Source organism: Sporosarcina sp. BP05 (genome assembly GCF_014282005.1).
Classification (GTDB): domain Bacteria; phylum Bacillota; class Bacilli; order Bacillales_A; family Planococcaceae; genus Sporosarcina.
Map to the genome: position 1 here is coordinate 164782 of NZ_JACFTD010000002.1, position 25262 is coordinate 190043.

The following is a 25262-nucleotide window of genomic DNA, read 5'->3' on the forward strand; positions in this document are numbered from 1 at the left end:
ATATTTTGAAGCAATCGTAAAAAGGACGGGATAGATATGAAGATTTCTACAAAAGGTAGATATGGACTGACAATCGTTGTTGAGCTAGGCTCTAAATTCGGGGAAGGTCCAGTACCGCTACGGAAAATTGCGGAAGAACAGAAATTGTCTGAAGCATATCTTGAGCAACTAATTCCACCGCTACGTAACAGTGGAATCGTGAAAAGTGTTCGCGGCGCTTATGGCGGATATATGCTGGCTAAGCCGCCGACAGAAATAACTGCGGGGGATGTTATCCGGATTCTTGAAGGACCTATCCAAGTTGTAGAGGGGCTAGAGGGATCCGATATTCCACAACAAGAACTTTGGAAACGAATCGGTGAAGCGGTCCGAAGTGTCCTCGATACAACAACGATTGAAGATTTGATGAAATCTGGTGAAAAAGATGATCGCGATAGTTATATGTTTTACATTTAAAGGAGTCTTATTATGAAGAAAATTTATCTTGACCACGCGGCGACAACACCGGTTCACCCGGCAGTAATCGCTACTTATATAGAAACACTTGAATCTACTTTCGGTAACCCTTCCAGCATCCATAGTTTTGGAAGAGAAGCGCGAAAATGTCTTGATGACGCACGGAAAACGCTGGCACTGTCCATCCATGCAGAGCCGTCGGAAATCATTTTCACGTCGGGCGGCACAGAGGCAGACAATACCGCGGTTTTTGGGGCTGTTATGGCGATGAAAGCTAGAGGTAACCATATTATCACGACGAATAGTGAGCATCACGCTGTTTTAAATCCATGTAAACAACTAGAACTGCTAGGTTTCGAAGTAACCTACTTGGAAGTCGATGACAACGGACAAATAACTGCGGAACAAGTGAGAAATGCACTGACAGACAAAACGGTTCTTGTCTCGATTATGTATGGCAATAACGAAGTGGGTACCATTCAGCCGATTCGTGAAATTGGGGCATTGCTGAAAGAACACCAAGCCGTTTTCCACACGGACGCTGTTCAAGCATATGGAATCGTTCCACTTCATGTAAATGAACTCGGCGTTGATCTGTTATCCGTTTCAGCTCATAAATTAAACGGTCCAAAAGGAATAGGTTTCCTTTATCAGCGTAAAGGACTTGATACAACACCAGTACTTTTCGGGGGCGAACAGGAACGCAAACGGCGAGCAGGAACCGAAAATATTCCAGCAATTGTTGCTTTTGCTGAAGCGGTATTAATTGCGCAACAGGGGATGGAACAAAACACTGCGAATTATTCTAACTACGCGGCCATTATGACTGACGTGTTGGATCAACAAGATGTCACTTACGAAATGAACGTGAAAACTGCGGAAAAACTTCCGCAAATAATGAACATAAGCTTCCCAGGGACAGATATTGAATCACTTCTAGTGAATCTTGATATGGCAGGTATTGCCGTGTCCAGCGGGTCTGCATGCACTGCGGGTTCACTCGATCCATCGCATGTTTTGACTGCCATGTTCGGTGAAGGTTCTTCCAAATTACGAAATTCGGTCCGATTTAGTTTTGGCCTCGGTCTTACAGAGGAAACGATTAAGGAAGCAGCCGAACTAATAGCTGAAATCGTCAAACGGTCTGTGAAATGAAACTATAAAGGATGAAAAATAGAATGAAAACAATTAAATCACCAGCAGAAACTCGCGTCGTAGTCGGCATGTCGGGCGGCGTAGATTCGTCCGTTGCAGCACTATTGCTGAAAGAACAAGGCTATGAAGTTATTGGTATTTTTATGAAAAACTGGGATGACACAGACGAATTTGGTGTCTGTACCGCGACTGAAGATTATGAAGATGTTATCAGTGTTTGTAATGATATCGGAATACCGTATTACGCGGTCAATTTCGAAAAACAATATTGGGATAAAGTATTTACGTATTTCCTTGAAGAATATAAAGCGGGGCGTACACCGAATCCTGATGTCATGTGTAATAAAGAAATCAAGTTCAAAGCGTTTCTTGAACATGCAATGAGTCTCGGTGCAGATTATTTAGCGACGGGTCATTATGCACAAGTCGTAGAAGTAGATGGTGGCGTGTCAATGTTGCGCGGGAAAGATGCAAATAAAGACCAAACTTATTTCTTGAATCAATTAACACAAGATCAGCTACAAAAAGTAATGTTCCCAATTGGTAATATGGAAAAAAGTGCTGTACGTGAAAAAGCGGTTGAAGCAGGACTTTCGACAGCAGCCAAAAAGGATTCCACGGGCATTTGTTTCATAGGAGAACGGAATTTCAAGGAATTCCTTGGTCAATATCTTCCTGCTCAACCAGGGGATATGACGACGATGGAAGGCGAAACTGTAGGCCGTCATGATGGGCTTATGTACTATACAATTGGTCAGCGTCACGGCCTTGGTATTGGCGGAGCCGGAGAACCTTGGTTTGTTATCGGCAAGGACTTGAAAAAAAATGTTCTTCTAGTTGGTCAAAACTTCGATAACGATGCACTTTATTCCGACAGTTTGACAGCAATTGACGTCAGTTTTTCGACTGTACGTGAACTGCCAAAAACGTTCAGTTGTACAGCGAAATTCCGCTACCGTCAACCGGATACAAACGTTACAGTTGAACTGACTGAAGACGGACATGCAATCGTCCGCTTTGCACAACCAGTGCGTGCAATTACACCTGGACAAGCCGTCGTTTTCTATGACGGAGACGAATGTCTTGGTGGGGGAACAATCGATACAGTTTTCAAAAACGGCAAACAACTTGACTATGTTGGATAAGGGGAAGTTAACTATGGAATACAATGAAGTTGGAATCGCCGCATTACAGAATGGCGAATATGAAAAAGCAGTCGAATCATTTATGCAAGGTGTCGAAAAGGACCCTGAAAATGCAGTCGGTTATATCAATTTAGGGAATGTTTTTGCTTCACTTGGAGATGCTGAAAGGGCAGAACCGTTTTTCCAAAAGGCGATTACGCTTGATGCTGAAGCTGGCACTGCGTTTTACGGTCTTGCCAATCTTTATTACAATAAAGATCGTTTTGAAGAGGCGGCAAAGTTATATGAAAAAGCAATCCGTCAAGGTGTTGAAGAGGCGGACGCATATTTCATGCTCGGGAAGAGTCTCGAACGTTCGAGTAATGAGAAACTAGCGTTACCTTATTTGCAACGGGCGACAGAACTGGCACCGGATGATCTTGAAATCCGGTTATCATACGGGATTGTTCTCGCTAATTTGGAGTTATTTAAAGAAGCTGGGAATGAATTCAAATTCATCATCGAACAGGACGACTCAAGTGCCGATGCACATTATAACCTAGGTTTTTTATATGCAGTGTCGACAGAACAGAAACAAGATGCGCTTGATCATCTAGAAAAAGCATTCACAATCGATCCAGAGCATATTCAGGCACGCTATATATATGACATGATCAAGCTGGGCGAAGAAGGAAAATAAGAAGGGGTGGCGGTGATGGAAGGGAACAACATGGCGGGAAATGCGGATGAAATCTTTTTGATTGGACGACCAGTCGTGACAATCTTCCATAACCCCGACAGCCTTTTTACAATCGCGAAATTAAAAGTTCGTGAAACCAATAGTGGGAATGAAGATAAAGAAATCATCGTTAAAGGCAGTTTTCCACAGCTAAATCCGGAAGATGACTACAAATTCACAGGTAAGCTCGTTACTCACCCGACATACGGTGCGCAGTTCGATGTGCATACTTTTTCGAAAGAGATGCCTGCAACTGAAACAGGGCTGGTCCATTATTTGTCAGGTGATTTATTTCCGGGCATCGGTATGAAAACAGCTCAAACAATTGTCAAAAAGCTTGGCAAGGATGCTATTAAAAAGATCCTTGACGATCCATCTGTCCTTGGTACGATTCCGAAACTAGCGGATGACAAGAAAGAGACATTGATTTCCGTTTTGGAGCAGAATATGGGGCTTGAGCGGACAATTATCCAATTGAATGAATGGGGATTCGGACCGCAAATTGCTATGCGTATTTATCAAAAGTATCGTGAAGAATCGGTTTCATTGCTGACTGAAAATCCGTATCGGCTTATTGAAGAAATCGAAGGGGTAGGCTTCCAGCGTGCGGACGAACTCGGTAAGAATCTAGGCATTACAGGAAACCATCCTTCAAGAATCAAAGCAGCCATTCTTCATTCGATGAACCAGGCCGTGCAATCAGCGGGTCATGTATACGTTGAAGCGGAAGCCGTTATGCCTGATGTCAAACGCCTGCTTGAAATGAGCCAGCGCATTGACATTCCATTTGCTGATATTTCCCAGGCAATTATTGTGCTTGTCGAGGAAGGGAAACTATCTGCTGAAGAACGAAGATTATACATACCTTCCCTATACTTTTCAGAAATCGGCATCGCTGCGAAGCTAGAGCGGATTATGGAAAATGACACAGCGGATCAATTTCCTGTGTCTGAAATAAGAAAAGCGGTTGGGGAAGTGGAAGAGCGGCTCGGCGTCAATTATGCGGAGACGCAAGTGGCAGCGATTGAAACTGCACTTCATTCGCCATTAATGATCTTAACGGGAGGTCCCGGAACCGGGAAAACGACTGTTATTCGTGGTTTTGTCGAAGTGTATGCAGAACTTCATGGATTATCGCTCGATCCGAAAGAGTATGCCAAAAAGAAAGAACCTTTCCCGATTGTATTAGCCGCGCCTACTGGACGTGCAGCTAAGCGTATGTCGGAATCCACTGGATTGCCTGCGATGACAATCCACCGGTTGCTCGGATTCAATGGGTTGGAAAAGGAAGAAGAAACTGAGCGAGAAATTGAAGGTCGCCTCATTATTATCGATGAAATGTCGATGGTCGACACTTGGCTCGCTCATCAGCTATTAAAGGCACTTGCCAATGATGTCCAATTGTTATTTGTTGGGGACCAAGACCAGCTACCGCCCGTTGGACCCGGTCAAGTTCTCCGTGATATGCTAGATTCTGGTAAAGTTCCTGTAATTGAGCTGACTGAAGTATTCCGGCAAAGTGAAGGTTCGTCAATTATCGAAATGGCTCATATGATTAAAAGGTCAGAATGGACAGACGACATTACGAAGAAAACATCGGATCGTTCATTTATCAAAGCGGGCAGCGATCGAATACTCGAAGTTGTCCAGCAAGTTGTGAAAAATGCCATCGCCAAAGGTCACCCCATTAAAGACATCCAAGTACTTGCACCGATGTATAGGGGACCGGCGGGAATTGATGGTTTAAACAAAATGATTCAAGAAATGGTCAATCCGCCAGGACCGAAACGCAAAGAAGTTGTTTTTGGTGAAGCGATTTACCGAATTGGTGATAAAGTGCTACAGCTTGTCAATCAACCTGAGAGTAATGTTTTCAACGGTGATATGGGTGAAGTCATTGCGATTATCAAAGCGAAAGAAACCATCGATAAAAAAGAATTGCTAGTGGTTTCGTACGATGGCATTGAAGTCACCTATGAACGCAATGATCTCAACCAGCTGACACTTGCTTATTGCTGTTCGATTCATAAATCCCAGGGCAGTGAGTTCCCGATTGTTATAATGCCGATCGTCCGTGGTCATCGTAAAATGCTACGACGTAATTTGCTGTATACAGGCATCACCCGTGCGAAAAACTTCCTCATCCTATGCGGCGAGCCTGAAGAGTTCAGGGCGGGTATCGCGCGAACGGACGAATTGGAAAGACAGACGACGCTAAAAGAACGGCTAAATGGCGATGTCGTTGAACCGGTGGCTGTGGAGGCTTCAGAACACAAAAATGCTGAAGTTTCTAATGAGTCGAATGTAAGTTCGGTGGATTCGAAATCGATTATTTTTGCACTTACGATGGATACTTTCCTGACAATCGATCCGCTGATTGGTATGAAAGGGGTAACACCTTATGAGTTTCTTGAAGCTTCAGATTGACAATAAGGCGGAACTTTTCTATAATCCAATTAGAAATGCTGATTCGAGACAAACCAATCATATGTAATACGTTGACGGAGAAAGTAGGCAAGTTTACTCGTCCAGAAAGGAGCCCCTTGGCTGAAAGGGTTCTCGAGAAAAAATGTTGAAAAGCTACTCCTGAGTGCAGCTCATTCCTGCCGTCCGCCGCGTTAAGGCAACCAGAGATGCCGGATTCAATTCGTCCGGTAATTAGGGTGGTACCGCGAGACTAAAATCTTCGTCCCTTGCATTAGGGGCGGGGATTTTTTTGCGCCCGCAGGACGCGGGTGTTCAGCCTTTGCGACAGGACGTCGCGCACTAAGGCTGCCTTCCTTAGATTTCAATTACATCTACGCGTCGCGATTGGAAATCCCGAGTTGCAATTAGAAATCAAAAGTTGCAATAAGAAGCTAACACCCGAAATCAACACGTTTTCAATTAAAAAGGAGGATTCACTCATGAAAAAACTAACAACGTCACAAATTCGTGACATGTTTTTGGACTACTTCAAGGAACACGGTCACAGTGTTGAACCATCTGCGCCACTTGTACCAATCGATGATGCATCACTTCTTTGGATTAACAGCGGCGTTGCAACGCTGAAAAAATACTTTGATGGACGGGTAGTTCCGACAAATCCGCGTATCGTCAATGCACAAAAATCAATCCGTACAAATGATATTGAAAACGTTGGGAAAACAGCACGTCACCATACATTTTTCGAAATGCTCGGCAACTTCTCAATTGGGGATTATTTCAAAGAAGAAGCAATCGTCCATGCGTGGGAATTTCTAACAGATGAAAAGTGGATTGGTTTTGATCCAGAACTTCTATCCATCACAATCCACCCAGAAGATGAAGAAGCATATGTGATTTGGCGTGATAAGGTTGGTATTGCAGAAGATCGTATCATTCGTCTTGAAGGAAACTTCTGGGACATTGGGGAAGGTCCTAGTGGTCCGAACTCAGAGATTTTCTACGACCGCGGACCGGCATACGGCGACGATTTCTCTGATCCCGAACTATATCCAGGCGGGGAAAATGAACGTTACCTAGAAATATGGAACCTTGTATTCTCGGAATTTAACCATAATCCGGATAATACATATACACCTCTGCCGAAAAAGAACATCGATACAGGGATGGGTCTTGAGCGGATGGCATCCGTCATCCAAAACGTTCCGACCAACTTCGATACGGATCTTTTCATCCCAATCATGCATGCCATCGAAAAGTTTTCCGAAGAGAAATATGGTGCAGATGTACAAAAAGATATGGCATTCAAAGTAATTGCTGACCATATTCGTACAGTTGCTTTCGCAATCGGTGACGGAGCACTTCCGTCCAATGAAGGCCGTGGTTATGTGCTTAGAAGATTGCTGCGCAGAGCAGTTCGTTTTGCGAAACAGCTTGGCATCAACAAGCCGTTTATGTTCGAACTTGTACCAGTTGTAGGAGAAATCATGCAAGACTTCTATCCCGAAGTGACTGACAAGAAAGAGTTCATCATGAAAGTTATTAAAAATGAAGAAGAACGCTTCCATGAAACGTTAACGGATGGAATGACAATCCTTTCAGGTGTGATTGACACTGCAAAATCATCTGGAACCCCTATCGTTCCAGGAGCTATCGCATTCCGTCTCTATGACACATATGGCTTCCCGTTCGAGTTGACAGAAGAATTCGCTGAAGAAGCAGGGGTTACTGTTGATCGGGCTGGGTTCGATTCGGAAATGGACAGCCAGCGTAAGCGTGCGCGTGCAGCTCGTCAAGACGTTGATTCTATGCATGTTCAGTCGGGCGTGCTTGGTGAAATTCACGATTCAAGCGAATTCATTGGGTACAATCAACAGCAATGCGATGCAACAGTTGTCGCACTTTTACAGGCAGGTGCATTAGTTGACAATGCATCGGAAGGTGACGAAATTCAATTCATCTTGGATCGTACTCCGTTCTACGCGGAAAGTGGCGGACAAGTAGCAGATATTGGAACAATTAGCGGCGAAACATTTGTTGCAGATATCAAAGACGTACAGAAGGCACCTAATGGTCAAAACTTGCATACGGCAATCATTCGTTCAGGTGAAATGCATAAAGGTGCAGCCGTTCAAGCGGAAGTGAACCAAGCGGCCCGCAAACTAACGGTTCGAAATCACACGGCGACACATCTTCTACACAAAGCATTGAAAGAAGTACTCGGGGAACATGTTAACCAAGCAGGTTCTTACGTCGGTCCTGACCGTCTGCGTTTCGACTTCTCGCATTTTGGTCAAGTGACGAAAGAAGAGCTTGAGAAAATCGAACAGATTGTCAATCAAAAAGTCTGGGAAGACATCGCTGTCGATATTGCAGAAAGACCGATTGACGAAGCCAAAAAACTTGGTGCAATGGCGCTCTTCGGTGAAAAATATGGCAAAGTGGTTCGCGTTGTTTCAGTTGGAGATTACTCATTGGAGCTTTGCGGAGGCTGTCACGTCGCTTCAACGTCTGTTATCGGTTTGTTCAAACTTGTATCTGAAAGTGGAATCGGTGCAGGCACACGACGCATTGAAGCACTTACGGGGCAGATGGCCTACCGTTCATTCAAAGATGAAGAGGAAGTACTGGTTAATGCTGCAAGCCTTTTAAAATCGAATCCAAAAGACGTTGTGGCGAAAATTGGATCAGTGTTAGCTGACATGAAAGAACTTCAACGTGAAAATGAATCACTTTCTGCTAAACTTGGAAATAGTCAAGTGGCGGATATCATGGCTTCTGCACAGCAAATCGATGACGTTACAGTTATCTCTGCACGTGTGGATGTGAAAGATAATAATGGCCTTCGTCAGATGATGGACGAAATGAAACAGAAGTTGTCAAAAGGAATCATTGTCCTAGGTGCAGCCGCAGACGGCAAAGTTATGTTAGTATCAGGCGTGACTGAAGATTTGAAATCAGGGAACTATCATGCAGGGAAGATCGTCAATCACGTAGCTACACAGTGCGATGGAAAAGGCGGAGGTCGCCCAGATATGGCAATGGCAGGTGCGAAAGATGTGTCTAAACTTGATGATGCCCTTCAATCCGTGTATGATTATGTCAAATCTGTTTAACTGGTGAATCAAATCGGGTATAATTAGAAATGTAATTATATCCGATTCATAAAACGGATGATCTGAAAGCGGGGTGTCGATTATGGAATCATACGATAAGACGATGAAATTTAACTTTCCTGAAGAGTCAATGGAGCAAGAAGTGAAGCAGGTTATGCTTCATGTGCACAAGGCACTTGACGAAAAGGGCTACAGTCCAATTAATCAGATTGTAGGTTATCTTCTTTCGGGCGATCCAGCTTATATACCACGTCATGACGATGCACGTAATTTGATCCGAAAGTTGGAACGGGACGAGATCCTAGAAGAACTTGTGAAGTTTTACGTTCGTGAAAACGGAGGGAAAACAAAGTGAGAACAATGGGGTTGGATGTTGGATCCAAAACGGTTGGCATCGCGATCAGTGATGCCCTTGGGTGGACTGCTCAGGGCATTGAAACAGTTAAGGTCGATGAAGGTGCTGGCCACTTTGGCATGGAAAGAATCCAGGAACTCGTGAAAGAATACGAAGTAAGCGGATTTGTGGTAGGATTCCCTAAGAACATGAATAATACAGTCGGACCAAGAGGGGTAGCATCTCAAGAGTATGCTGAACTTTTGAAACAAACATTCGGCTTTCCTGTTGCGTTGTGGGACGAGCGATTGACGACGATGGCAGCGGAACGCGTGCTAATCGATGCAGATGTCAGTCGTAAGAAAAGAAAGACTGTTATCGATAAGATGGCAGCAATCATGATACTCCAAGGGTATCTTGATTCAAAAAACAGATGAGGTGATCGTAATGGAACACGGACAAGAAACAATGACGATTGTAGATGAAAACGGCGAGGAACACGTATGTGAAGTAATCTTCACATTTGATTCAGAGGAATTTGGTAAGTCATATGTACTTTATCATGTACTTGATGGACAAGAAGAGGATGAAGACGGCGAAGTCGAAATTCATGCATCTGCTTTCGTACCTTCTGAAGACAATGAAGACGGCGAATTGATGCCAATCGAAGACGACGCTGAGTGGGAAATGATTGAAGAAATGTTGAACACGTTCCTTGCAGAAGAGGACGAAGAAGACGAAGAAGAAGAGTAAATTATATGTGCACGGACGGGACGGTGCGGTACAGGCCGTTCCGTTTTTTCATTGTGAGATAAGAAAGTGTAGGTTTAGAACCTTTAGCGGTGTCTAGACTCCAGGCGCCAGCCGCTCGGGTCATAAGCAATCCAGCTATGTGGCAAAGAGCGCCACGTCGCTAGATTGACTTATGCCCGTCGCGGGCCTACAGGATGTAGGTCATGCAGCTGTTGCCACAGGAAGTGGCGCACTTAAGCTGCGTTCCTTTTAGGCGCCTTGCACATTTCTTATTATGCTTCGAACGAAAGAGGTGGATTACGCATGGATAATGGTTCGAAAAAAGATATCATGTTCGAGCGAATGCGTGAAAAGAAGAAAGAAGTGAAAATCGTTAGAAGGATCGTACTAGTAATTGTACTCGTTCTAGTGCTTATTGGCTTAATTGGTGGCCGCTACGTCTATAAATACATAACAGGGGCCCTTCAACCCATCGACCCGGATTCCGAAGAAGTAATTGAAGTGGAAATACCAATCGGGTCTGGCGTAGATACGATTGCAGCGAAACTTGAAGCAAAAGGAATCGTTAAAGATGCTCGTCTGTTCAAATATTACGTGAAGTTCAATAATAATTCTCAGTTTCAAGCAGGGACGTATGGCTTAACGAAATCGATGACGCTTGATGAAATCATTGAAAGTTTAAAAACAGGAAAAGTATATAGAGAACCTGTCTTTACAATGACTGTTCCAGAAGGACTGACATTGAAACAAATTGCTAAAATTGTCGAAAAAAGTACCGGAATTCCTGAAAAAGAATTCCTTGTCTATGTAAATGACGAAGCAACCATCAATATGTTGATGGGGAAATATTCAAAAATCCTGACAGAAGATATTAAAGCAGAAACCATTAAATATCCGTTGGAAGGTTATTTATTCCCAGCGACTTATCCGTTTTTTGAAGAAAAACCATCAATTGAAACAATAGTCGATGCGATGCTTCAAGGGACTGCGCTTAATGTAACACCTTATCTTGATTATCTTCAAAGCAATGAGAAATCGGTTCATTGGTTATTGACGTTCGCTTCACTGCTTGAAGAAGAGGCGACAGCGCAATCAGATAGAGAAACGATTGCCAGTGTATTTTACAATCGCATGAAGATAGATATGCCGCTTCAAACGGATCCAACAGTTCTCTACGCACTAGGCGAGCACAAAGATAGAGTGCTTTATAAGGATCTTGAAATTGACGATCCATATAATACGTATGTCGTCAAAGGATTGCCACCTGGACCGATTGCGGGAGCAGGAAGGTCTTCGATTGAAGCAGTTATAGACCCTTCTAAAACGAACTATCTATTTTTCTTAGCTGATAAAAAAGGTGTCAATCATTTTACGGATACTTATGATCAACATTTGAAAAACAAGGCACTTCATTTGTCAGGGGATTGACGGTATTGAACTGGAGATGAACGCAATGGATAACTATAAGACATATGTTGCAAGTTTCGTGAAAGAAAAAAATCCGCTCATTGTCGAAATGGAACAGTTCGCTGTTGAACATCATGTTCCAATCATGGATAATGACGGTATAGATTTATTTATTAGCCTATTACGACTTCAAAATCCTGAACGAATCCTTGAAATCGGCAGTGCAATCGGCTATTCGGCAATCCGGATTGCTGGGGCACTGCCTAAGGCTTCAATTGTGACTATTGAAAGAGACACTGAACGGTATTTGAAAGCGGTTGACTATATCGCGCGGAGTGGTTTTGAACAACGGATTGCTATTATTGAAGCGGACGCGTTGTTAACGGACAGTGCTGACGTTCTCGATAAGACTTACGATTCGCTTTTCATTGATGCTGCCAAAGGGCAGTATAAACGATTCTTTGAAAAGTATGCGTCTACCCTCAATACTGGGGGCGTTATTTATTGCGACAATATGTTTATGCATGGTATAGTGCTGCTCGAAGATAAGGATATCCCAAGGCGAAACCGTACGATGATACGCAACTTGAAAGAATTCACTGAATGGGTTATGAATAATCAGGAGTACGAAACGTCTTTGCTTCCGGTTGGAGACGGGCTATTAATTGCGGTAAAAAAATAATAAGACATTAATGTGGATATTCTAGATTAAAGGGATATTCTGATGCGTAAAGGGAGTTTGAAATGAAATCTAGAAAACCTCTCGTCATCGGTATTGCAGGTGGCTCAGGATCGGGTAAAACAAGTGTTACCAATTCAATCTACGATGTGTTTAAAGAGCATTCTGTGGTCGTTATCGAACAGGATTATTATTATAAAGACCAGTCTCACTTGGAATTTGAAGAACGCTTGAAAACGAATTATGATCATCCACTGGCATTCGATACAGATCTACTAATTCATCATGTTGAAACGCTTATTGACCGAAAGCTCGTGGAAAAACCCGTGTATAATTATTCATTACACACGCGGTCTGAAGAAACGATTATTATCGAACCGAAAGATGTCATTATCCTAGAAGGGATTTTGGTTCTTGAGGACGAAAGGTTACGTGAGCTGATGGATATCAAATTATTTGTCGATACAGACGGAGATTTGCGTATTATTCGTCGAATTATGCGTGACATTAATGAACGCGGTAGAACAATTGAATCGGTTATCGAGCAATATTTGTCCGTCGTACGCCCAATGCACAATCAATTCATCGAACCAACGAAGAGGTATGCCGATATTATTATTCCAGAAGGCGGCCATAATGAAGTCGCAATTGACCTAATGGTTACAAAAATAAAAACAATTCTTGAATCTGGAACAGAATTGTAATATGATAATGACAGAATTCTATACAGATTTAGCACTATGTCGCATACCTGTCGTAGGAGTGGCATAGTATTTTTATGAACAGGAATATTAGGGAGTGGTGTTGTAATGATTACAGAAAAGAAATTTCCAATGACTGCAGCAGGTAAACAAAAATTAGAAGAAGAGCTAGACTATCTGAAATCGGTTAAACGAAAAGAAGTTGTCGAGCGCATAAAAATCGCGCGTAGTCACGGGGATCTTTCGGAAAACTCGGAATACGATTCCGCGAAAGAGGACCAAGGTTTCCTTGAAGGTAAAATTGTGTCGATTGAGTCGATGATCCGCAATGCGGTAATCATCACAGCAGACGAACTAAATACTGACGAAGTACGCCTTGGAACAACTGTCACGTTCAAAGAATTGCCAGACGGAGATGAGGAGACGTACACGATTGTTGGTTCTGCAGAAGCGAATCCAATCGAAGGTCTTATTTCAAATGATTCACCAATTGCAAAAGGCCTTATCGGTCGTTCTAAAGGTGATCAAGTTAGAATAATTACACCGGGTGGAGAAATGTCAGTTACTATTCTTGATATAAAATGACTTACTGATAGCCGCCCTCTATTGTGAGGGCGGCTATCATATTTAATAAGTCAGAAGAACTTTATGGAACAAATTTCGTTGCTACTCGTCAACTACATACTGGCAGTTGTCAAAATCTTAATTGGAGTTGATATGCTTATGACGGAACGAGAACCTGATCTTTCGAGAGTAGAACGGAAAAAAGGTCGTAATCGAAATAAAGTATTGAATAGTATGATTGCTGTTGTTGTCGTACTTATTGTTGTCGCTACAGTAGCAATTTTCTCTGGCAACAAGAGTGATAAAGAACCGAGCGGTATTGAAGAAACGGCAAATGGTAGTCCTGTCAATGAAGATGTGGCAGAAGACGTTAAAGATGACGATAAGGATAACGGCATAGAAGATAGTAAACCAACTTCGGAGGAAGAGACGTCTGAACCAGCAAACACGATAGAAACTGATAAAGCAGATGAAACAACTACTGGCGACGATAGTGATGAGCCTAGTTCGGTTACATCAGTTCCTTCAGACGACGCAATCATTGCCGAGACGGTAACTGACACGGCATGGAAACCTATTGGTACGACACAAACGGGTGAGCATGTGTCTCTGTACGATGTCAAATCAGTTGATTGGAATGAGAAAAAACAAGCACTTGCCTATGCAACCGGTCTATCACAAGACTCAATGATCTTTTGGAAGATTAAAAACGGCGGTGGACCGCAGAAGTCTATTGGAATCGTTTCATCAAGGGATAGCTCACAGAAATACCGTGTCTACCTCGAATGGGTGGATGGCGAAGGCTGGAAACCTGTAAAAATGGATAAATTGACGACATTGGACTTTAAGTATTAAATTGACATGAAGCAGTGTAGTGGAGGGAATACTATGAAGATAGCAATAATCGGTGCAATGGAAGAAGAAGTAACACTTTTACGTAAAGAAATCGATTCAGGTCTAGCGATAACAATTGCGGGGTGTGAATTCATCGAAGGAAAAATCGGGGAGCATAACGTTGTACTCGTGAAAAGTGGAATTGGTAAAGTTAACGCCGCGATTGCAACGACGCTTTTGCTAAGCAATTTCAAGCCTGATGTTGTTCTCAATACCGGCTCAGCAGGTGGATTCCATGAGTCACTTGAAGTCGGCACGGTCGTTATTTCCAATGAAGTGCGTCATCACGATGTCGATGTAACTGCATTCGGCTACGAGCATGGTCAAGTTCCAGGACAACCTGCAGCGTATCCAGCAGACTTAGGACTTGTGGAGGTAGCTCGTGCTACTGTCGAAGAAATCGGAGCACATGCACACGCGACAGGACTCATCGCTTCGGGTGACACGTTCATGAGCAATGCTGATCATGTTAAAAAAGTGAAGGAGACATTCCCACTGATGATTGCTGCGGATATGGAAGCATCGGCTGTCGCTCAAGTGTGTCATCAGTTTGGTACCCCGTTCGTTGTCATTCGTGCACTATCAGATATTGCAGGAAAAGAGTCATCAATTAGTTTCGATGAGTTCCTTCCTGTTGCGGCACGTCATTCCACAGATATTGTTTTAAAAGTCATCTCGAAACTTTAAGCATTTCGTGGTAAGATAGGTATACGAATAGATCTTGCAGATATTCTTTTTCGAGGAGGGATTTTACTATGTTATTTTTAATGGCAGGCGTGTTTATCGCAACAACAATCATTGCAGTTGTCATCTCCCGTGAGGTTAGCGCGGACTGAGCTGTATAAGAAGAGGCGTTTCCTATGCTGGGATCACTCCCGCGTGGAAACGCCTTTTCTTTATTGCATGGGGAATAATATAATATCGTACTTTGGATAAGTTGTAACGTAGAGATTTTACGTCTAGACTCCAGGCCTACCAGCGCTTGTCAGGGCTGAACAGGCACTTGTGCTTTTGTTCCTTAATTTAAATCATTGTATTCATGTTTGAATAACTGGTACAGTTTAACGATTGCGCGTTTTTCGATACGAGAGACATAGCTTCTCGAAATGTCGAGCTGCTCGGCAATTTCTTTTTGCGTCATAGGCAGGTCATCTAACAGGCCATATCGTCTTTGAATGATTTCAAGTTCCCGGCCATCAAGCTTTCCAAGGTGTCTGTACAGCCTTTCTTTTCTTTCTTTCTCTTCGACGGCATCTACCGGGGAGTCATCATCAGTCTGAAGCAAATCAGCAATTTGTAAGGATTGACCATCTTTATCCATGCCGATTGGATCAAAGAGGGAGACGTCTTTTTGTACCTTTTTCTGTGTTCGTAAATACATGAGTATTTCATTTTCAATACAGCGGGCGGCGTACGTGGCCAGTTTCGTTTTGCGATCCGGAGTGAAACTGTTCACCGCTTTCATAAGTCCAATTGTTCCAATTGAGATATAATCATCAAGTAGTTCGTGTTTTGGGTGGAATTTTTTTACGATGTGGGCGACGAGCCGCATATTACGCTCAATCAATTCATCCCTAGCATCCTCGTCACCTTCTGCAAGACGTTGCAGGCAAGCTGCTTCTTCCTCTTTGGATAGAGGGCGCTGGAAAGCCTGCCCTCTAATATAGCCAATCACTGCAGGAATTTCGAGCCATAGCTGGACAATCGCCATGACAAACCCGCTCATCGGGCCACCTCCTGTGTCGTTGTATGACAGCATATGCGGTCGGGTCTTGCCGTATCACCGTTTTTTTAGTCGGACAGGCGATAAAGGATGTCCTTGTTTAGGCCAACTTAATATGAGTCATGTAGCGGAGATAGATTGAGCTTCATCCGTATCAATGCATGTAAGTTACGTTATTATGTTATAATCGTTTCAGATTAAGTACTATATCGGAGTGGATATCGTGTATAAGTATTTTTTACCAGATGAGTATGTGAAAGACATTTTTCATATTCAACCTGAAGCACTTAAAAATAAAGGAATCAAAGGGGTAATCACGGACCTGGACAATACGCTAGTCGCGTGGGACAGGCCTGATGCAACACCTGAAATCATCGAATGGATAACATCAATGCAAGATGCTGGCATACAGGTTACCATCGTTTCGAACAACAATGAAATGCGTGTCAAAGCCTTTTGCGAACCTCTCGGCATTCCATTTATAAATGATGCACGCAAACCAATGCGGAAATCATTCCAAAAGGCACTTAGCTCTATGAATGTCAAAAAAGAGGAAGTCGTCGTCATCGGTGACCAGTTACTGACCGATATACTGGGCGGTAACAGAAAAGGATTACACACGATACTCGTAGTGCCAGTTGCGACGTCAGACGCCGCCATCACGAAGTTCAACAGGAAGATTGAAAGAAGGATCATGGCGGGATTGAAACGCCGTGGCTTGATTAAGTGGGAGGAATAAGCTTGGAAGAAATTAAATGTATCGGTTGTGGAATAACAATCCAGACTGAAGACCCGAAATTGGAAGGCTTTACGCCGCCAGCTTCTTTAGAAAAAGAGGACGTTATTTGCAAGCGTTGTTTCCGACTGCGCAATTATAATGAATTACAACCCGTATCATTATCCGGCGATGATTTCCTTGCTATTTTAAATGGTATTGGTCAAAAAGACGGATTGGTCGTTAAAATCGTCGATATTTTCGATTTTAATGGTAGCTGGATAAACGGTCTGCATCGCTTTGTTGGTGCTAAAGATATTTTATTGATTGGTAATAAAGCAGATATTTTACCGAAATCAATTAACCCGAACCGTCTTATCAACTGGATGAAAGCTGAAGCGGCTAAACTTGGCTTGAAACCTGTTGATGTTTTGCTTGTTTCTGCTCATAAAGGAAAAGGGATGGAAGAAGCACTCACAGCGATTGATAAACATCGCCGTGGGAAAGACGTGTACGTAGTCGGCTGCACAAACGTCGGGAAATCAACGTTCATCAATCGCATCATTAAAGGAGCGACTGGTATCGGAGAAGTAATTACGACTTCCCATTTCCCGGGAACAACTTTAGATCTTGTTGAAATTCCATTTGAGGATGGAAAAGCTATCTATGATACACCGGGGATTATTAATCACCATCAGATAGCACATCATTTAAATGCAAATGATTTGAAAGCAATCACACCTAAAAAGGAATTGAAACCGTCAGTATTCCAGCTGAACGCTGAACAGACATTATACATCGCTGGTCTTGCGCGTTTTGATTTTATTTCTGGTGCCCGTTCGTCGTTTACAATTCATGTTTCGAATGAATTATCGATTCACCGGACAAAGCTTTCCAATGCGGATCATTTGTACAAAGAACACCTTGGTGGAATGCTATCACCGCCATCTGGTGAATCGCTTGAAACGCTACCGCCATTTGTGCGTCATGAATTTTCGATAAAAAAAGCGAAAACGGACATTGTTATTTCGGGGCTAGGTTGGATCACGATTCAGCATCCTAATGTAGTCGTCGCAATACATGCACCTCGTGGGGTCGATGTTGTACTACGCCCTTCATTAATTTAGAGGAAGTTCAAAAAGTCCGGTGAAAATAAGTCTTCAGATTACGTTGTCAGCTTGCTACTTCGCTGCTCACGTATTGAGTGCATACGCTGCGCTGCCCGTTGCTGCGCTACCTAGTACTCCCCGGCTCTTTTCATCCTCCTTTTTGAACCCTTACCTAAGGAGGGACTCATTATGAAAAAGTGGTATGCAGTTATCGGAGATCCAATCAAACAATCAATGTCTCCGGGTATGCACGAAGCTTGGTTTAATGAAGAAAGTATTGACGCATCCTATATTCCCATACATGTAACAGCAGACAGACTGCGGGAAGCGGTAGAGGGCTTGAAGAATTTGGGCTGTTCAGGCTGGAACGTAACAGTTCCGCATAAAAGTGCTATCATCCCGTTTCTTAATCAGTTAGATCCTTCCGCGCGACAAATGAACGCAGTGAATACTGTCCATGTACTCGAGGATGGCACGCTCGTTGGCTCCAATACAGACGGTAAGGGATTTGTCCGTTCGTTGGAAGAAGCTTATGGTGAGCAGTGTAAGGATAAAAAAGTTCTCGTTATCGGAGCGGGCGGTGCTGCACGCGGTATCGCCTTTGCACTTCAGTCCGCGGGATATGGCCCTATCTTTTTCACGAACCGTACACTTGAAAAAGCCATACAACTAGCAGATGACCTTTCCAATTCGGCGGTATTATCGGTATCGGATGCAGAATTATCTCTATCTGAATTCGGTTTGATCGTCCAGACGACATCGGTCGGTATGAACTTTTCGCAACTAGGAATGCCTTTAAATCCGGGAAATGTTTCTGAAGGAACTGTTGTGGCTGATATTATCTACAATCCCCTTGAAACGGAATTCCTTTCAGAATCCCGTAAAAGGGGAGCGCACACATTGAACGGGGTCGGCATGTTCGTCCATCAAGGAGCGCTTGCGTTCGAGACTTGGACAGAAGTACGCCCTGAAACAGGATTTATGATTGACAAAATAACGACAACTCTTGGAGGATAAATTACTATGTTAACTAATAAACAAAAAAGCTTTCTTCGTGGCGAATCAAATCGTCTACAACCACTTGTCCATATTGGTAAAAGCGGATTGACAGAATCGGTTATCACGCAGATTGAAGAAGCGCTTGAAGCAAAAGAAATTATTAAAGTAACAATTCTACAAAACTGTGACCAAGACAAAAATGAAATTGCGGCGAAACTTGAAGAACAAGTAGGAATTGAAGTCGTTCAAGTTATCGGCAAAATCATTGTTTTATATAAAGAATCAGTTGAGAAAAAACGGATCGAACTTCCATAAGGAGGTAAGCACCATATGAAAAAGATTGGCATTCTTGGCGGTACATTCAACCCGCCTCATATCGGACATCTGATTGTTGCGAATGAAGTAAAGCAATCTCTCGGTCTAGATGAAGTTCGGTTAATGCCGACAGCGGTTCCACCGCATAAAACTGCACCTGGTGATGCGACTGCTGAACAGCGATTGCAGATGGTGGAACTTGCTGTTCAGGCTATTGATGGCTTGACCGTATCCGCTTTTGAAGTGGAACGCGGCGGTGTTTCCTATACGTTTGATACGATGAAACAATTGATAGAGATTGAACCGCAAAGTGAGTTTTACTTTATCATCGGCGGTGATATGATTGATTTGTTGCCTAAATGGCACCGTATTGAAGAACTTGTCACGCTTGTCAATTTCGTAGGTGTTGGACGTCCAGGGACTATCGGAACAACAGATTTCCCAATTATTATGGTGGATATCCCACAAATTGAGTTGTCTTCTACATTGATTCGGCAACGCTTTTCCGACAATGGCGCCGTCCAATTGCTTATCCCGCCTGCGGTGGAAGCTTTTATTCGCAAGGAGGGTTTGTATGGAAGTTGAACAGCTGAAAATAGAAATTGCTAAACGTATGCCGAAACGACGTTATGAACACGTTTTACGGGTAACGGAAACGGCAAAAAGATTGGCTGAGAAGTACCAGCTTCCAGTGGTTAAAGCTGAGCAAGCGGCGCTATTCCATGATATTGCGAAATTCATGGACAAGGCTGACCTGCATCACGTTTTAAACACAGCAAACGAAGATTCACGGCTCTTGTCATTTCATCACGAGTTGTGGCATGCTCCAGTCGGGGCAATTATCGCTCGTGATGAATTTGGGATTAGCGACGCGGATATCCTGAACGCAATCCGCTATCATACAACCGGTCGGGCAACTATGTCCCCGCTTGAAAAGTTGATTTATGTTTCTGATATGATTGAACCTGGACGCAGCTTTCCAGGAGTGGATGAGTTAAGAGAAAAAGCTGAAGAAAATCTAGATACAGCAATGGAAGCTTGCATTTATCAGTCAGTGCAATTTCTTGTGAATAAAAGAGTACCGGTTTTTCCGGACTCGATAGACTGTTACAATGAGCACCTTAAATAAGAAGGGAACAGTGAAATTATGACTACTACATTACTAGAAACAGCTTATAAAGCAATCGACGATAAAAAAGGCGAGGACATCGTAGTACTGAATATGGAAGGGGTATCGCTTATCGCGGACCAATTCATTATCTGTCATGCGAATTCAGGACGCCAAGTTCAAGCAATTGCAAAAGAAGTAGCTGACAAAGCTTCTGAAGCTGGATTTAACACAAAAAGAATAGAAGGAATGGACATGGCTAGATGGGTACTCGTCGATCTAGGCGATGTTGTTGTTCACGTATTCCACAAAGACGAACGTGGTTACTATAACCTTGAAAAGCTTTGGGGAGACGCACCAATGTTGGACATGGCTGAAGAGAGATGAATCAGGCTTATTCCGAATTCGCTTCTGTCTACGATGAACTAATGACCGACATTCCCTATGACGCCTACATTGATATTATTGATGTAGCGGCAGGGGGGATTGACGGTAAACGTGTACTAGATATCGGATGTGGAACGGGCCTATTATCCATGAAACTTGCTAAGCAAGGAGCACAAGTGACTGGAATCGATCTTTCTGCCGACATGTTAGTGGTGGCAGAAGAACGTGCAAAGTCGCTTTCTTTGCCTGTGCAATTTATCGAACAACCTATGCAACAGCTTGAGGGGTTTGCGGACTATGATGTCGCTGTCATCGCCATTGATTCATTAAACTATTTACCGAATCGTGAAGATGTGCTGTCGACATTTCGTCAAATCCATTCGGCCCTTGCGGTTGGTGGAAAATTGATCTTTGATGTCCATTCAACTTTTAAAACGGATGTCATTTTCATGGAAGGTCCTTTTACGTTTGATAATGGTCGAATAACATACATATGGATAACGGAAGAAGGCGAAGAACACCACTCCGTTTATTCTGAACTGGCCTTTTTCGTTAAGGGCGAAAGTGGTTTGTATAGGCGTTTTGATGAGGTTCATACGCAACGAACGTTTCCAGTAAGTGACTACGCAGATATGCTTATGGACACAGGTTTTTCGATTGAACGGATTTTTGCAGATTGGGAAGATGAAGCGCCACATGAAGAAAGTGAACGAATATTTTTTCAAGTCAGAAAATAAACCTTTTCAATTGGCCGGCATTCATTTATAATTGAATGAACTCCATATGGATGCCGCCGAAGAAAGGGTGACTGTACTGTTTCTTTCGTTTGTATCCGGTAAATGGCGTAAGATTATAACCCCAATTGCAGCGATCGCTGTCATATCCGCTTTTCTGTTCTTCCCCAAAGGACAGGCTGACGATGATACGTTTGTCATGAGCGACCAAAACCCATTCCCTGAATTGATTGAAGAAAAGATTGAAGAAGAAATTGTAAATAGCGTTCAAATTGCTCCAGCCCCCATCGTTGTCGATGTGAAAGGTGCTGTTAGGCACCCTGGTGTCTATGCGATGCAAGATGGAGACCGCCTGATTGATGCTATTAACGCAGCAGGAGGCTATTTGCCAAACGCTGATTCCAGAATGCTGAACCATGCTATGAAACTGGCGGATGAATTTGTCGTCTATGTCCCGGTCGAGGGAGAAGAAGTGCTAGCCATTTCCTTCACCCCGATAAGTGGGACAAGTGCGCCGCAAGATGACGGAAAAGTCAATATTAATACCGCGGATGAAAAAGAATTGATGACTATCCCTGGTATAGGACCGTCAAAAGCGGCAGCAATTGTTCAATACCGGACGGATAAAGGTTCTTTCAAATCGCCTGAATCATTGATGGAAGTGTCTGGGATTGGCGAGAAAACATTCGAAAAACTAGAGCCTAAGATTACAGTGAATTGATTGAAGTACAATCTAGGATAAGAATGTGCTAAATATGTTGAAAAAGTGAATACCTCTATAAACTAAGCGAAGGCGCCTTAACAGGGGTAGCCGAAGCCATAAGACTGACGGCGAAGCTGTCTGGCTTATGGCAGGAGGCATCCCCGAGCGCCGCGGCGAATTCATTGGGGTTCTTTATTTTTGACATATATAAACGAAATAAATATTGGAGGCATTCACAATGGAGCGAATAACGTGGGACCAGTTTTTCATGGCCCAGTGCCATCTATTAGCAGTTCGAAGTACATGTACAAGACTTTCCGTCGGTGCATCGATTGTCAGGGATAACCGAATCATTGCAGGCGGCTATAATGGTTCCATATCAGGGGGAGACCACTGTATCGACCACGGTTGCTATGTTGTCGGGAACCACTGTGTGAGGACTATCCACGCGGAAATGAACGCATTGCTGCAATGCTCGAAGTATGGCATACCTGTTGCAGGATCAACGCTGTATGTGACGCACTTTCCATGTCTGCAATGTTCGAAAGCAATTATTCAAGCAGGCATTAAGCATGTCATCTACGCAACAGATTATAAAAACGACGAATATGCATTAAAGCTATTTGCGCATTCCGATGTTTCCGTTCTGCATATTCCGTTTGATGAAAAGAAAGTTGACTTTTCCAGCGAGAGTAAGTTAGAACTTTTCAATGAAATGCTGCTAAAAATGCAGGCATTAGGCGCTGGAAATGAAGAACTCGCCCCTTACAAACAAAGGGTGGATAGCTTATTCGACAAATGATTTCACGTGTACGTTTCATGTATCTAGCAATTCCGGTCGCCGTATCAGCATTTGCTGCATACGGTCCGGTTTATCTACTACTCTGTAATCTGTTTCTTCTTCCCATCTTCTTGAGCAAAAAAGAAGATTTCCTCACACCTATCCTCGCGGTTGCGACCGCTCTCTTCTCTTTTTTCTATATTTCAGCGACCATTCCTATAATTGAAGAAACCGGCAAAGCAACTCTTAGCCTCACTTGGACAGATAATGTGAAAATTGACGGCAGTAAGATGAAGGGATTTGCGAAAACTTCCACCGGCGAAACTGTTTATGCCAACTATACAATTAGCAGTGAACAAGAAAAAATTCGTTTACTTGAAATGAATATCCCGTCCGTGACATTTACGATGTCTGGTTCATTTCGCGAACCGGATATCCCTTCACATGACTATTCTTTCGACATGTTGAAATATATGAGAATGTTTGGGGCGTCAGCGCTATTTGAATCTGAGACGATTATTCATGCAGATAAAAAATCTGGCATCTTGACACGATTATCTGAACAGAGACGGAAAGTGAAAAATCATATCGGGGCCACATTCCCAGAAACGTTAAAAGTAGAAGCAGAAGCTTTGCTCATTGGTGATCGAAGCGGGATGGATGAAGGAATGGCGTCAAATTATCGGACGCTTGGCATTACGCATCTCTTTGCGATTTCAGGGTTGCATGTCGGACTGCTGACATTCATGTTGCGGGAATTGCTGCTTAGAGCAACTATGAGGAAAGAAACGATCGATACACTTCTTATGGCACTGTTACCTCTGTATGCCGTTATGGCTGGAGGGGCACCTTCTGTCTGGCGTGCGGTATCGGTGACCATACTCGTCCTTCTTGCGTCGTCAGGAAGGGTGAAAGTGAGACTGGATGATGCACTGGCGATAAGTGCGGCTTGTTTTATCCTTTATCAACCATTTGTTCTATTTCAGCCAGGGTTTCAACTTTCTTATTTGGCAGCCTGTTCACTCATCTACTCTTCTGGTATTTTAGCTAAAGCAAAGACTGCCATTGGAGTTTCGTTTCTCGTCACATCAATCAGCCAACTATCTTTGTATCCAGTCTTACTCGTTCATTTTCATGAACTGTCTATTTCATCATTTGTTGTTAATCTTGTTTATGTTCCACTGTATTCGCTCATCATTTTACCCGCAAACATTGTTTTACTGATCATGACATCAGTGTTGCCGAAGGTAGCTGGTCTATTATTCATGGTATATGAGCCTTTCAGGGGGGTCGTAGGGGATGTAACCAGTTGGATTTCATCTTTACCCTATCAACTATGGACACCTGGAAAACCAGATGCGCTTTGGGCTTCTCTTGCTGTAGCCGGAGTCTTGCTGTTTTTCATTCGCTGTGAGGAAGGTGGCAATGTATTGAAATCGTTGCCAATTGTACTCGTGCCTGCACTCGTCATTCATTTCATACCGTATATGGACAGCTCGTTAAGGGTAACGTTCCTGGATGTCGGACAAGGGGATAGTATCGTTATCGAATTACCTTTTCGACAAGCGGTATATGTGATAGACACAGGCGGCACAATTACATTCGGGGAGCCGAATTGGAAAACACCTTCAAAACAGTTTGAAGTCGGTAGGAAGATTGTTGTACCTTATTTGAAAGGCCGTGGTATCACAACAATTGACAAATTAATTATTTCTCACGCAGATGCAGATCATATGGAAGGAGTAGATGAGGTTTTAGAAGAGCTGAAAGTTGCTGAAATTCATATTTCACCAGGAAGTGAATTGGAAGTAGCGATGAAAGAGATCATTCAGATTGTAGGGGACAAACGCATTCCGATGTTGTCGATGAAAGAAGGAGTCTCATGGACAATAGGAAATTCGGCTTTTCATTATGTGGCACCTAAAGAAGGGAAATATGATGGGAATGCAAGTTCACTTGTCTTATTCATGAAAACATCGGGGCCTTCGTTTTTATTGACAGGAGATATGGAAAAAGAGGGAGAAGCTCAATTTCTTCGCGACTATGGGCATTCTGATTTTGGTCCCGTCATTTTGAAGGCGGGGCATCATGGAAGCAGGACATCGAGTACGGAGCCGTTCGTCGATGCGCTTCGACCGGAGCTAACCATCTTTTCAGCAGGCAGGAACAGCAGATACGGACATCCTCATCCAGAGGTAGTTGAAACGTTTGAAAAAAAGGGGTTACCGACGATGTCAACGGCCGAATTTGGATCGATTACAGTAACTGTTAAAAAAAATCAATTTGAAGTCTCAAGCATGAAAAAGTAAAAAAACGGACACAACACCCTGGATAGGATGTAT

Annotated in this window: 27 protein-coding genes; 26 read left to right on the forward strand and 1 reads right to left on the reverse strand. The window is 43.2% G+C overall.

All coding sequences use genetic code 11. The features are described from left to right. Positions 1-36 precede the first annotated feature (36 nt). From cymR to mtnN, 15 genes are all read left to right on the forward strand, one after another. Positions 37-456, forward strand: coding sequence for a cysteine metabolism transcriptional regulator CymR (gene cymR / locus H2672_RS02620; RefSeq protein WP_186668635.1), 420 nt, complete (start codon positions 37-39; stop codon positions 454-456). A 12-nt stretch (positions 457-468) separates the two neighbouring features. Next, entirely contained in the window at positions 469-1611 is a 1143-nt protein-coding gene (locus tag H2672_RS02625) for a cysteine desulfurase family protein (protein ID WP_186668637.1), read from the forward strand. 23 nt (positions 1612-1634) lie between these two features. Beyond that, positions 1635-2756 (forward strand): tRNA 2-thiouridine(34) synthase MnmA, encoded by a 1122-nt coding sequence (mnmA, locus tag H2672_RS02630; protein ID WP_186668639.1) that lies wholly within the window; start codon positions 1635-1637, stop codon positions 2754-2756. A gap of 13 nt (positions 2757-2769) precedes the next feature. Then, a complete protein-coding gene (locus tag H2672_RS02635) occupies positions 2770-3435 on the forward strand; it encodes a tetratricopeptide repeat protein (protein WP_186668641.1) in 666 nt (221 codons plus the stop codon). A gap of 15 nt (positions 3436-3450) precedes the next feature. Next, complete coding sequence (recD2, locus tag H2672_RS02640) at positions 3451-5901, forward strand: SF1B family DNA helicase RecD2 (RefSeq protein ID WP_255485279.1); 2451 nt, start codon at positions 3451-3453, stop codon at positions 5899-5901. A gap of 479 nt (positions 5902-6380) precedes the next feature. Beyond that, positions 6381-9014, forward strand: a complete 2634-nt coding sequence (alaS, locus tag H2672_RS02645; protein ID WP_186668643.1) for an alanine--tRNA ligase — start codon at positions 6381-6383, stop codon at positions 9012-9014. Positions 9015-9096: 82 nt separating this feature from the next. Beyond that, entirely contained in the window at positions 9097-9369 is a 273-nt protein-coding gene (locus H2672_RS02650) for an IreB family regulatory phosphoprotein (protein ID WP_186668645.1), read from the forward strand. Then, positions 9366-9785 (forward strand): Holliday junction resolvase RuvX, encoded by a 420-nt coding sequence (gene ruvX / locus H2672_RS02655; RefSeq protein WP_186668647.1) that lies wholly within the window; start codon positions 9366-9368, stop codon positions 9783-9785. Before H2672_RS02650 ends, ruvX begins: the two co-directional genes overlap by 4 nt. A gap of 10 nt (positions 9786-9795) precedes the next feature. Further along, positions 9796-10101 (forward strand): DUF1292 domain-containing protein, encoded by a 306-nt coding sequence (locus H2672_RS02660; protein WP_186668649.1) that lies wholly within the window; start codon positions 9796-9798, stop codon positions 10099-10101. 303 nt (positions 10102-10404) lie between these two features. Next, positions 10405-11529 (forward strand): endolytic transglycosylase MltG, encoded by a 1125-nt coding sequence (gene mltG / locus H2672_RS02665; RefSeq protein WP_186668651.1) that lies wholly within the window; start codon positions 10405-10407, stop codon positions 11527-11529. A 25-nt stretch (positions 11530-11554) separates the two neighbouring features. Further along, positions 11555-12190 carry an O-methyltransferase gene (locus H2672_RS02670; protein ID WP_186668653.1) on the forward strand — a complete coding sequence of 212 codons (636 nt, stop codon included), beginning with the start codon at positions 11555-11557 and terminating at the stop codon, positions 12188-12190. 62 nt (positions 12191-12252) lie between these two features. Continuing rightward, entirely contained in the window at positions 12253-12891 is a 639-nt protein-coding gene (gene udk, locus H2672_RS02675) for a uridine kinase (protein WP_186668655.1), read from the forward strand. Positions 12892-12996: 105 nt separating this feature from the next. Then, positions 12997-13473, forward strand: a complete 477-nt coding sequence (gene greA, locus H2672_RS02680) for a transcription elongation factor GreA (RefSeq protein ID WP_186668657.1) — start codon at positions 12997-12999, stop codon at positions 13471-13473. 63 nt (positions 13474-13536) lie between these two features. Beyond that, positions 13537-14307: a YrrS family protein gene (locus H2672_RS02685; protein WP_255485280.1), complete on the forward strand. Its 771-nt coding sequence runs from the start codon at positions 13537-13539 to the stop codon at positions 14305-14307. Positions 14308-14340: 33 nt separating this feature from the next. After that, positions 14341-15033: a 5'-methylthioadenosine/S-adenosylhomocysteine nucleosidase gene (mtnN, locus tag H2672_RS02690; RefSeq protein WP_186668659.1), complete on the forward strand. Its 693-nt coding sequence runs from the start codon at positions 14341-14343 to the stop codon at positions 15031-15033. A gap of 331 nt (positions 15034-15364) precedes the next feature. On the opposite strand, the gene sigK is transcribed toward mtnN, so the two are convergent. Beyond that, a complete protein-coding gene (gene sigK, locus H2672_RS02695; protein WP_186668661.1) occupies positions 15365-16072 on the reverse strand; it encodes an RNA polymerase sporulation sigma factor SigK in 708 nt (235 codons plus the stop codon). 217 nt (positions 16073-16289) lie between these two features. On the opposite strand from sigK, the gene H2672_RS02700 reads away from it, so the two are divergent. The 11 genes from H2672_RS02700 to H2672_RS02750 all read left to right on the forward strand — a co-directional run bounded on the left by H2672_RS02700 (position 16290) and on the right by H2672_RS02750 (position 25229). Then, positions 16290-16808, forward strand: a complete 519-nt coding sequence (locus tag H2672_RS02700; RefSeq protein WP_186669560.1) for a YqeG family HAD IIIA-type phosphatase — start codon at positions 16290-16292, stop codon at positions 16806-16808. Between the two features lie 2 nt (positions 16809-16810). Further along, positions 16811-17911: a ribosome biogenesis GTPase YqeH gene (yqeH, locus tag H2672_RS02705; RefSeq protein WP_186668663.1), complete on the forward strand. Its 1101-nt coding sequence runs from the start codon at positions 16811-16813 to the stop codon at positions 17909-17911. A gap of 171 nt (positions 17912-18082) precedes the next feature. Then, positions 18083-18910: a shikimate dehydrogenase gene (aroE, locus tag H2672_RS02710; RefSeq protein WP_186668665.1), complete on the forward strand. Its 828-nt coding sequence runs from the start codon at positions 18083-18085 to the stop codon at positions 18908-18910. A 6-nt stretch (positions 18911-18916) separates the two neighbouring features. After that, positions 18917-19207 carry a ribosome assembly RNA-binding protein YhbY gene (gene yhbY / locus H2672_RS02715; RefSeq protein ID WP_186668667.1) on the forward strand — a complete coding sequence of 97 codons (291 nt, stop codon included), beginning with the start codon at positions 18917-18919 and terminating at the stop codon, positions 19205-19207. 15 nt (positions 19208-19222) lie between these two features. Continuing rightward, positions 19223-19792, forward strand: a complete 570-nt coding sequence (locus H2672_RS02720) for a nicotinate-nucleotide adenylyltransferase (protein WP_186668669.1) — start codon at positions 19223-19225, stop codon at positions 19790-19792. Beyond that, a complete protein-coding gene (gene yqeK, locus H2672_RS02725; RefSeq protein ID WP_186668671.1) occupies positions 19782-20336 on the forward strand; it encodes a bis(5'-nucleosyl)-tetraphosphatase (symmetrical) YqeK in 555 nt (184 codons plus the stop codon). Before H2672_RS02720 ends, yqeK begins: the two co-directional genes overlap by 11 nt. A gap of 18 nt (positions 20337-20354) precedes the next feature. Then, positions 20355-20702 (forward strand): ribosome silencing factor, encoded by a 348-nt coding sequence (rsfS, locus tag H2672_RS02730; RefSeq protein WP_186668673.1) that lies wholly within the window; start codon positions 20355-20357, stop codon positions 20700-20702. Then, on the forward strand, positions 20699-21439 hold the full coding sequence (locus H2672_RS02735) for a class I SAM-dependent DNA methyltransferase (protein ID WP_186668675.1): 741 nt from the start codon (positions 20699-20701) through the stop codon (positions 21437-21439). Before rsfS ends, H2672_RS02735 begins: the two co-directional genes overlap by 4 nt. Positions 21440-21485: 46 nt before the next feature. Then, the gene (locus H2672_RS02740) at positions 21486-22157 is read left to right on the forward strand and encodes a helix-hairpin-helix domain-containing protein (RefSeq protein WP_222439288.1); all 672 of its coding nucleotides are present in this window, start codon (positions 21486-21488) and stop codon (positions 22155-22157) included. A gap of 220 nt (positions 22158-22377) precedes the next feature. Next, positions 22378-22941: a ComE operon protein 2 gene (locus H2672_RS02745; RefSeq protein WP_186668677.1), complete on the forward strand. Its 564-nt coding sequence runs from the start codon at positions 22378-22380 to the stop codon at positions 22939-22941. Then, positions 22938-25229: a DNA internalization-related competence protein ComEC/Rec2 gene (locus H2672_RS02750; protein WP_186668679.1), complete on the forward strand. Its 2292-nt coding sequence runs from the start codon at positions 22938-22940 to the stop codon at positions 25227-25229. Before H2672_RS02745 ends, H2672_RS02750 begins: the two co-directional genes overlap by 4 nt. The last annotated feature ends 33 nt before the right edge of the window (positions 25230-25262 follow it).

Bases quoted from the DNA above. Each gene is read 5' to 3' on its own strand.
- cymR (WP_186668635.1), top strand. From the start codon at position 37: ATGAAGATTTCTACAAAAGGTAGATATGGACTGACAATCGTTGTTGAG.
- H2672_RS02625 (WP_186668637.1), top strand. From the start codon at position 469: ATGAAGAAAATTTATCTTGACCACGCGGCGACAACACCGGTTCACCCG.
- mnmA (WP_186668639.1), top strand. From the start codon at position 1,635: ATGAAAACAATTAAATCACCAGCAGAAACTCGCGTCGTAGTCGGCATG.
- H2672_RS02635 (WP_186668641.1), top strand. From the start codon at position 2,770: ATGGAATACAATGAAGTTGGAATCGCCGCATTACAGAATGGCGAATAT.
- recD2 (WP_255485279.1), top strand. From the start codon at position 3,451: ATGGAAGGGAACAACATGGCGGGAAATGCGGATGAAATCTTTTTGATT.
- alaS (WP_186668643.1), top strand. From the start codon at position 6,381: ATGAAAAAACTAACAACGTCACAAATTCGTGACATGTTTTTGGACTAC.
- H2672_RS02650 (WP_186668645.1), top strand. From the start codon at position 9,097: ATGGAATCATACGATAAGACGATGAAATTTAACTTTCCTGAAGAGTCA.
- H2672_RS02660 (WP_186668649.1), top strand. From the start codon at position 9,796: ATGGAACACGGACAAGAAACAATGACGATTGTAGATGAAAACGGCGAG.
- mltG (WP_186668651.1), top strand. From the start codon at position 10,405: ATGGATAATGGTTCGAAAAAAGATATCATGTTCGAGCGAATGCGTGAA.
- H2672_RS02670 (WP_186668653.1), top strand. From the start codon at position 11,555: ATGGATAACTATAAGACATATGTTGCAAGTTTCGTGAAAGAAAAAAAT.
- udk (WP_186668655.1), top strand. From the start codon at position 12,253: ATGAAATCTAGAAAACCTCTCGTCATCGGTATTGCAGGTGGCTCAGGA.
- greA (WP_186668657.1), top strand. From the start codon at position 12,997: ATGATTACAGAAAAGAAATTTCCAATGACTGCAGCAGGTAAACAAAAA.
- H2672_RS02685 (WP_255485280.1), top strand. From the start codon at position 13,537: ATGGAACAAATTTCGTTGCTACTCGTCAACTACATACTGGCAGTTGTC.
- mtnN (WP_186668659.1), top strand. From the start codon at position 14,341: ATGAAGATAGCAATAATCGGTGCAATGGAAGAAGAAGTAACACTTTTA.
- sigK (WP_186668661.1), bottom strand. From the start codon at position 16,072: ATGAGCGGGTTTGTCATGGCGATTGTCCAGCTATGGCTCGAAATTCCT.
- aroE (WP_186668665.1), top strand. From the start codon at position 18,083: ATGAAAAAGTGGTATGCAGTTATCGGAGATCCAATCAAACAATCAATG.
- yhbY (WP_186668667.1), top strand. From the start codon at position 18,917: ATGTTAACTAATAAACAAAAAAGCTTTCTTCGTGGCGAATCAAATCGT.
- H2672_RS02720 (WP_186668669.1), top strand. From the start codon at position 19,223: ATGAAAAAGATTGGCATTCTTGGCGGTACATTCAACCCGCCTCATATC.
- yqeK (WP_186668671.1), top strand. From the start codon at position 19,782: ATGGAAGTTGAACAGCTGAAAATAGAAATTGCTAAACGTATGCCGAAA.
- rsfS (WP_186668673.1), top strand. From the start codon at position 20,355: ATGACTACTACATTACTAGAAACAGCTTATAAAGCAATCGACGATAAA.
- H2672_RS02735 (WP_186668675.1), top strand. From the start codon at position 20,699: ATGAATCAGGCTTATTCCGAATTCGCTTCTGTCTACGATGAACTAATG.
- H2672_RS02740 (WP_222439288.1), top strand. From the start codon at position 21,486: ATGGATGCCGCCGAAGAAAGGGTGACTGTACTGTTTCTTTCGTTTGTA.
- H2672_RS02745 (WP_186668677.1), top strand. From the start codon at position 22,378: ATGGAGCGAATAACGTGGGACCAGTTTTTCATGGCCCAGTGCCATCTA.
- H2672_RS02750 (WP_186668679.1), top strand. From the start codon at position 22,938: ATGATTTCACGTGTACGTTTCATGTATCTAGCAATTCCGGTCGCCGTA.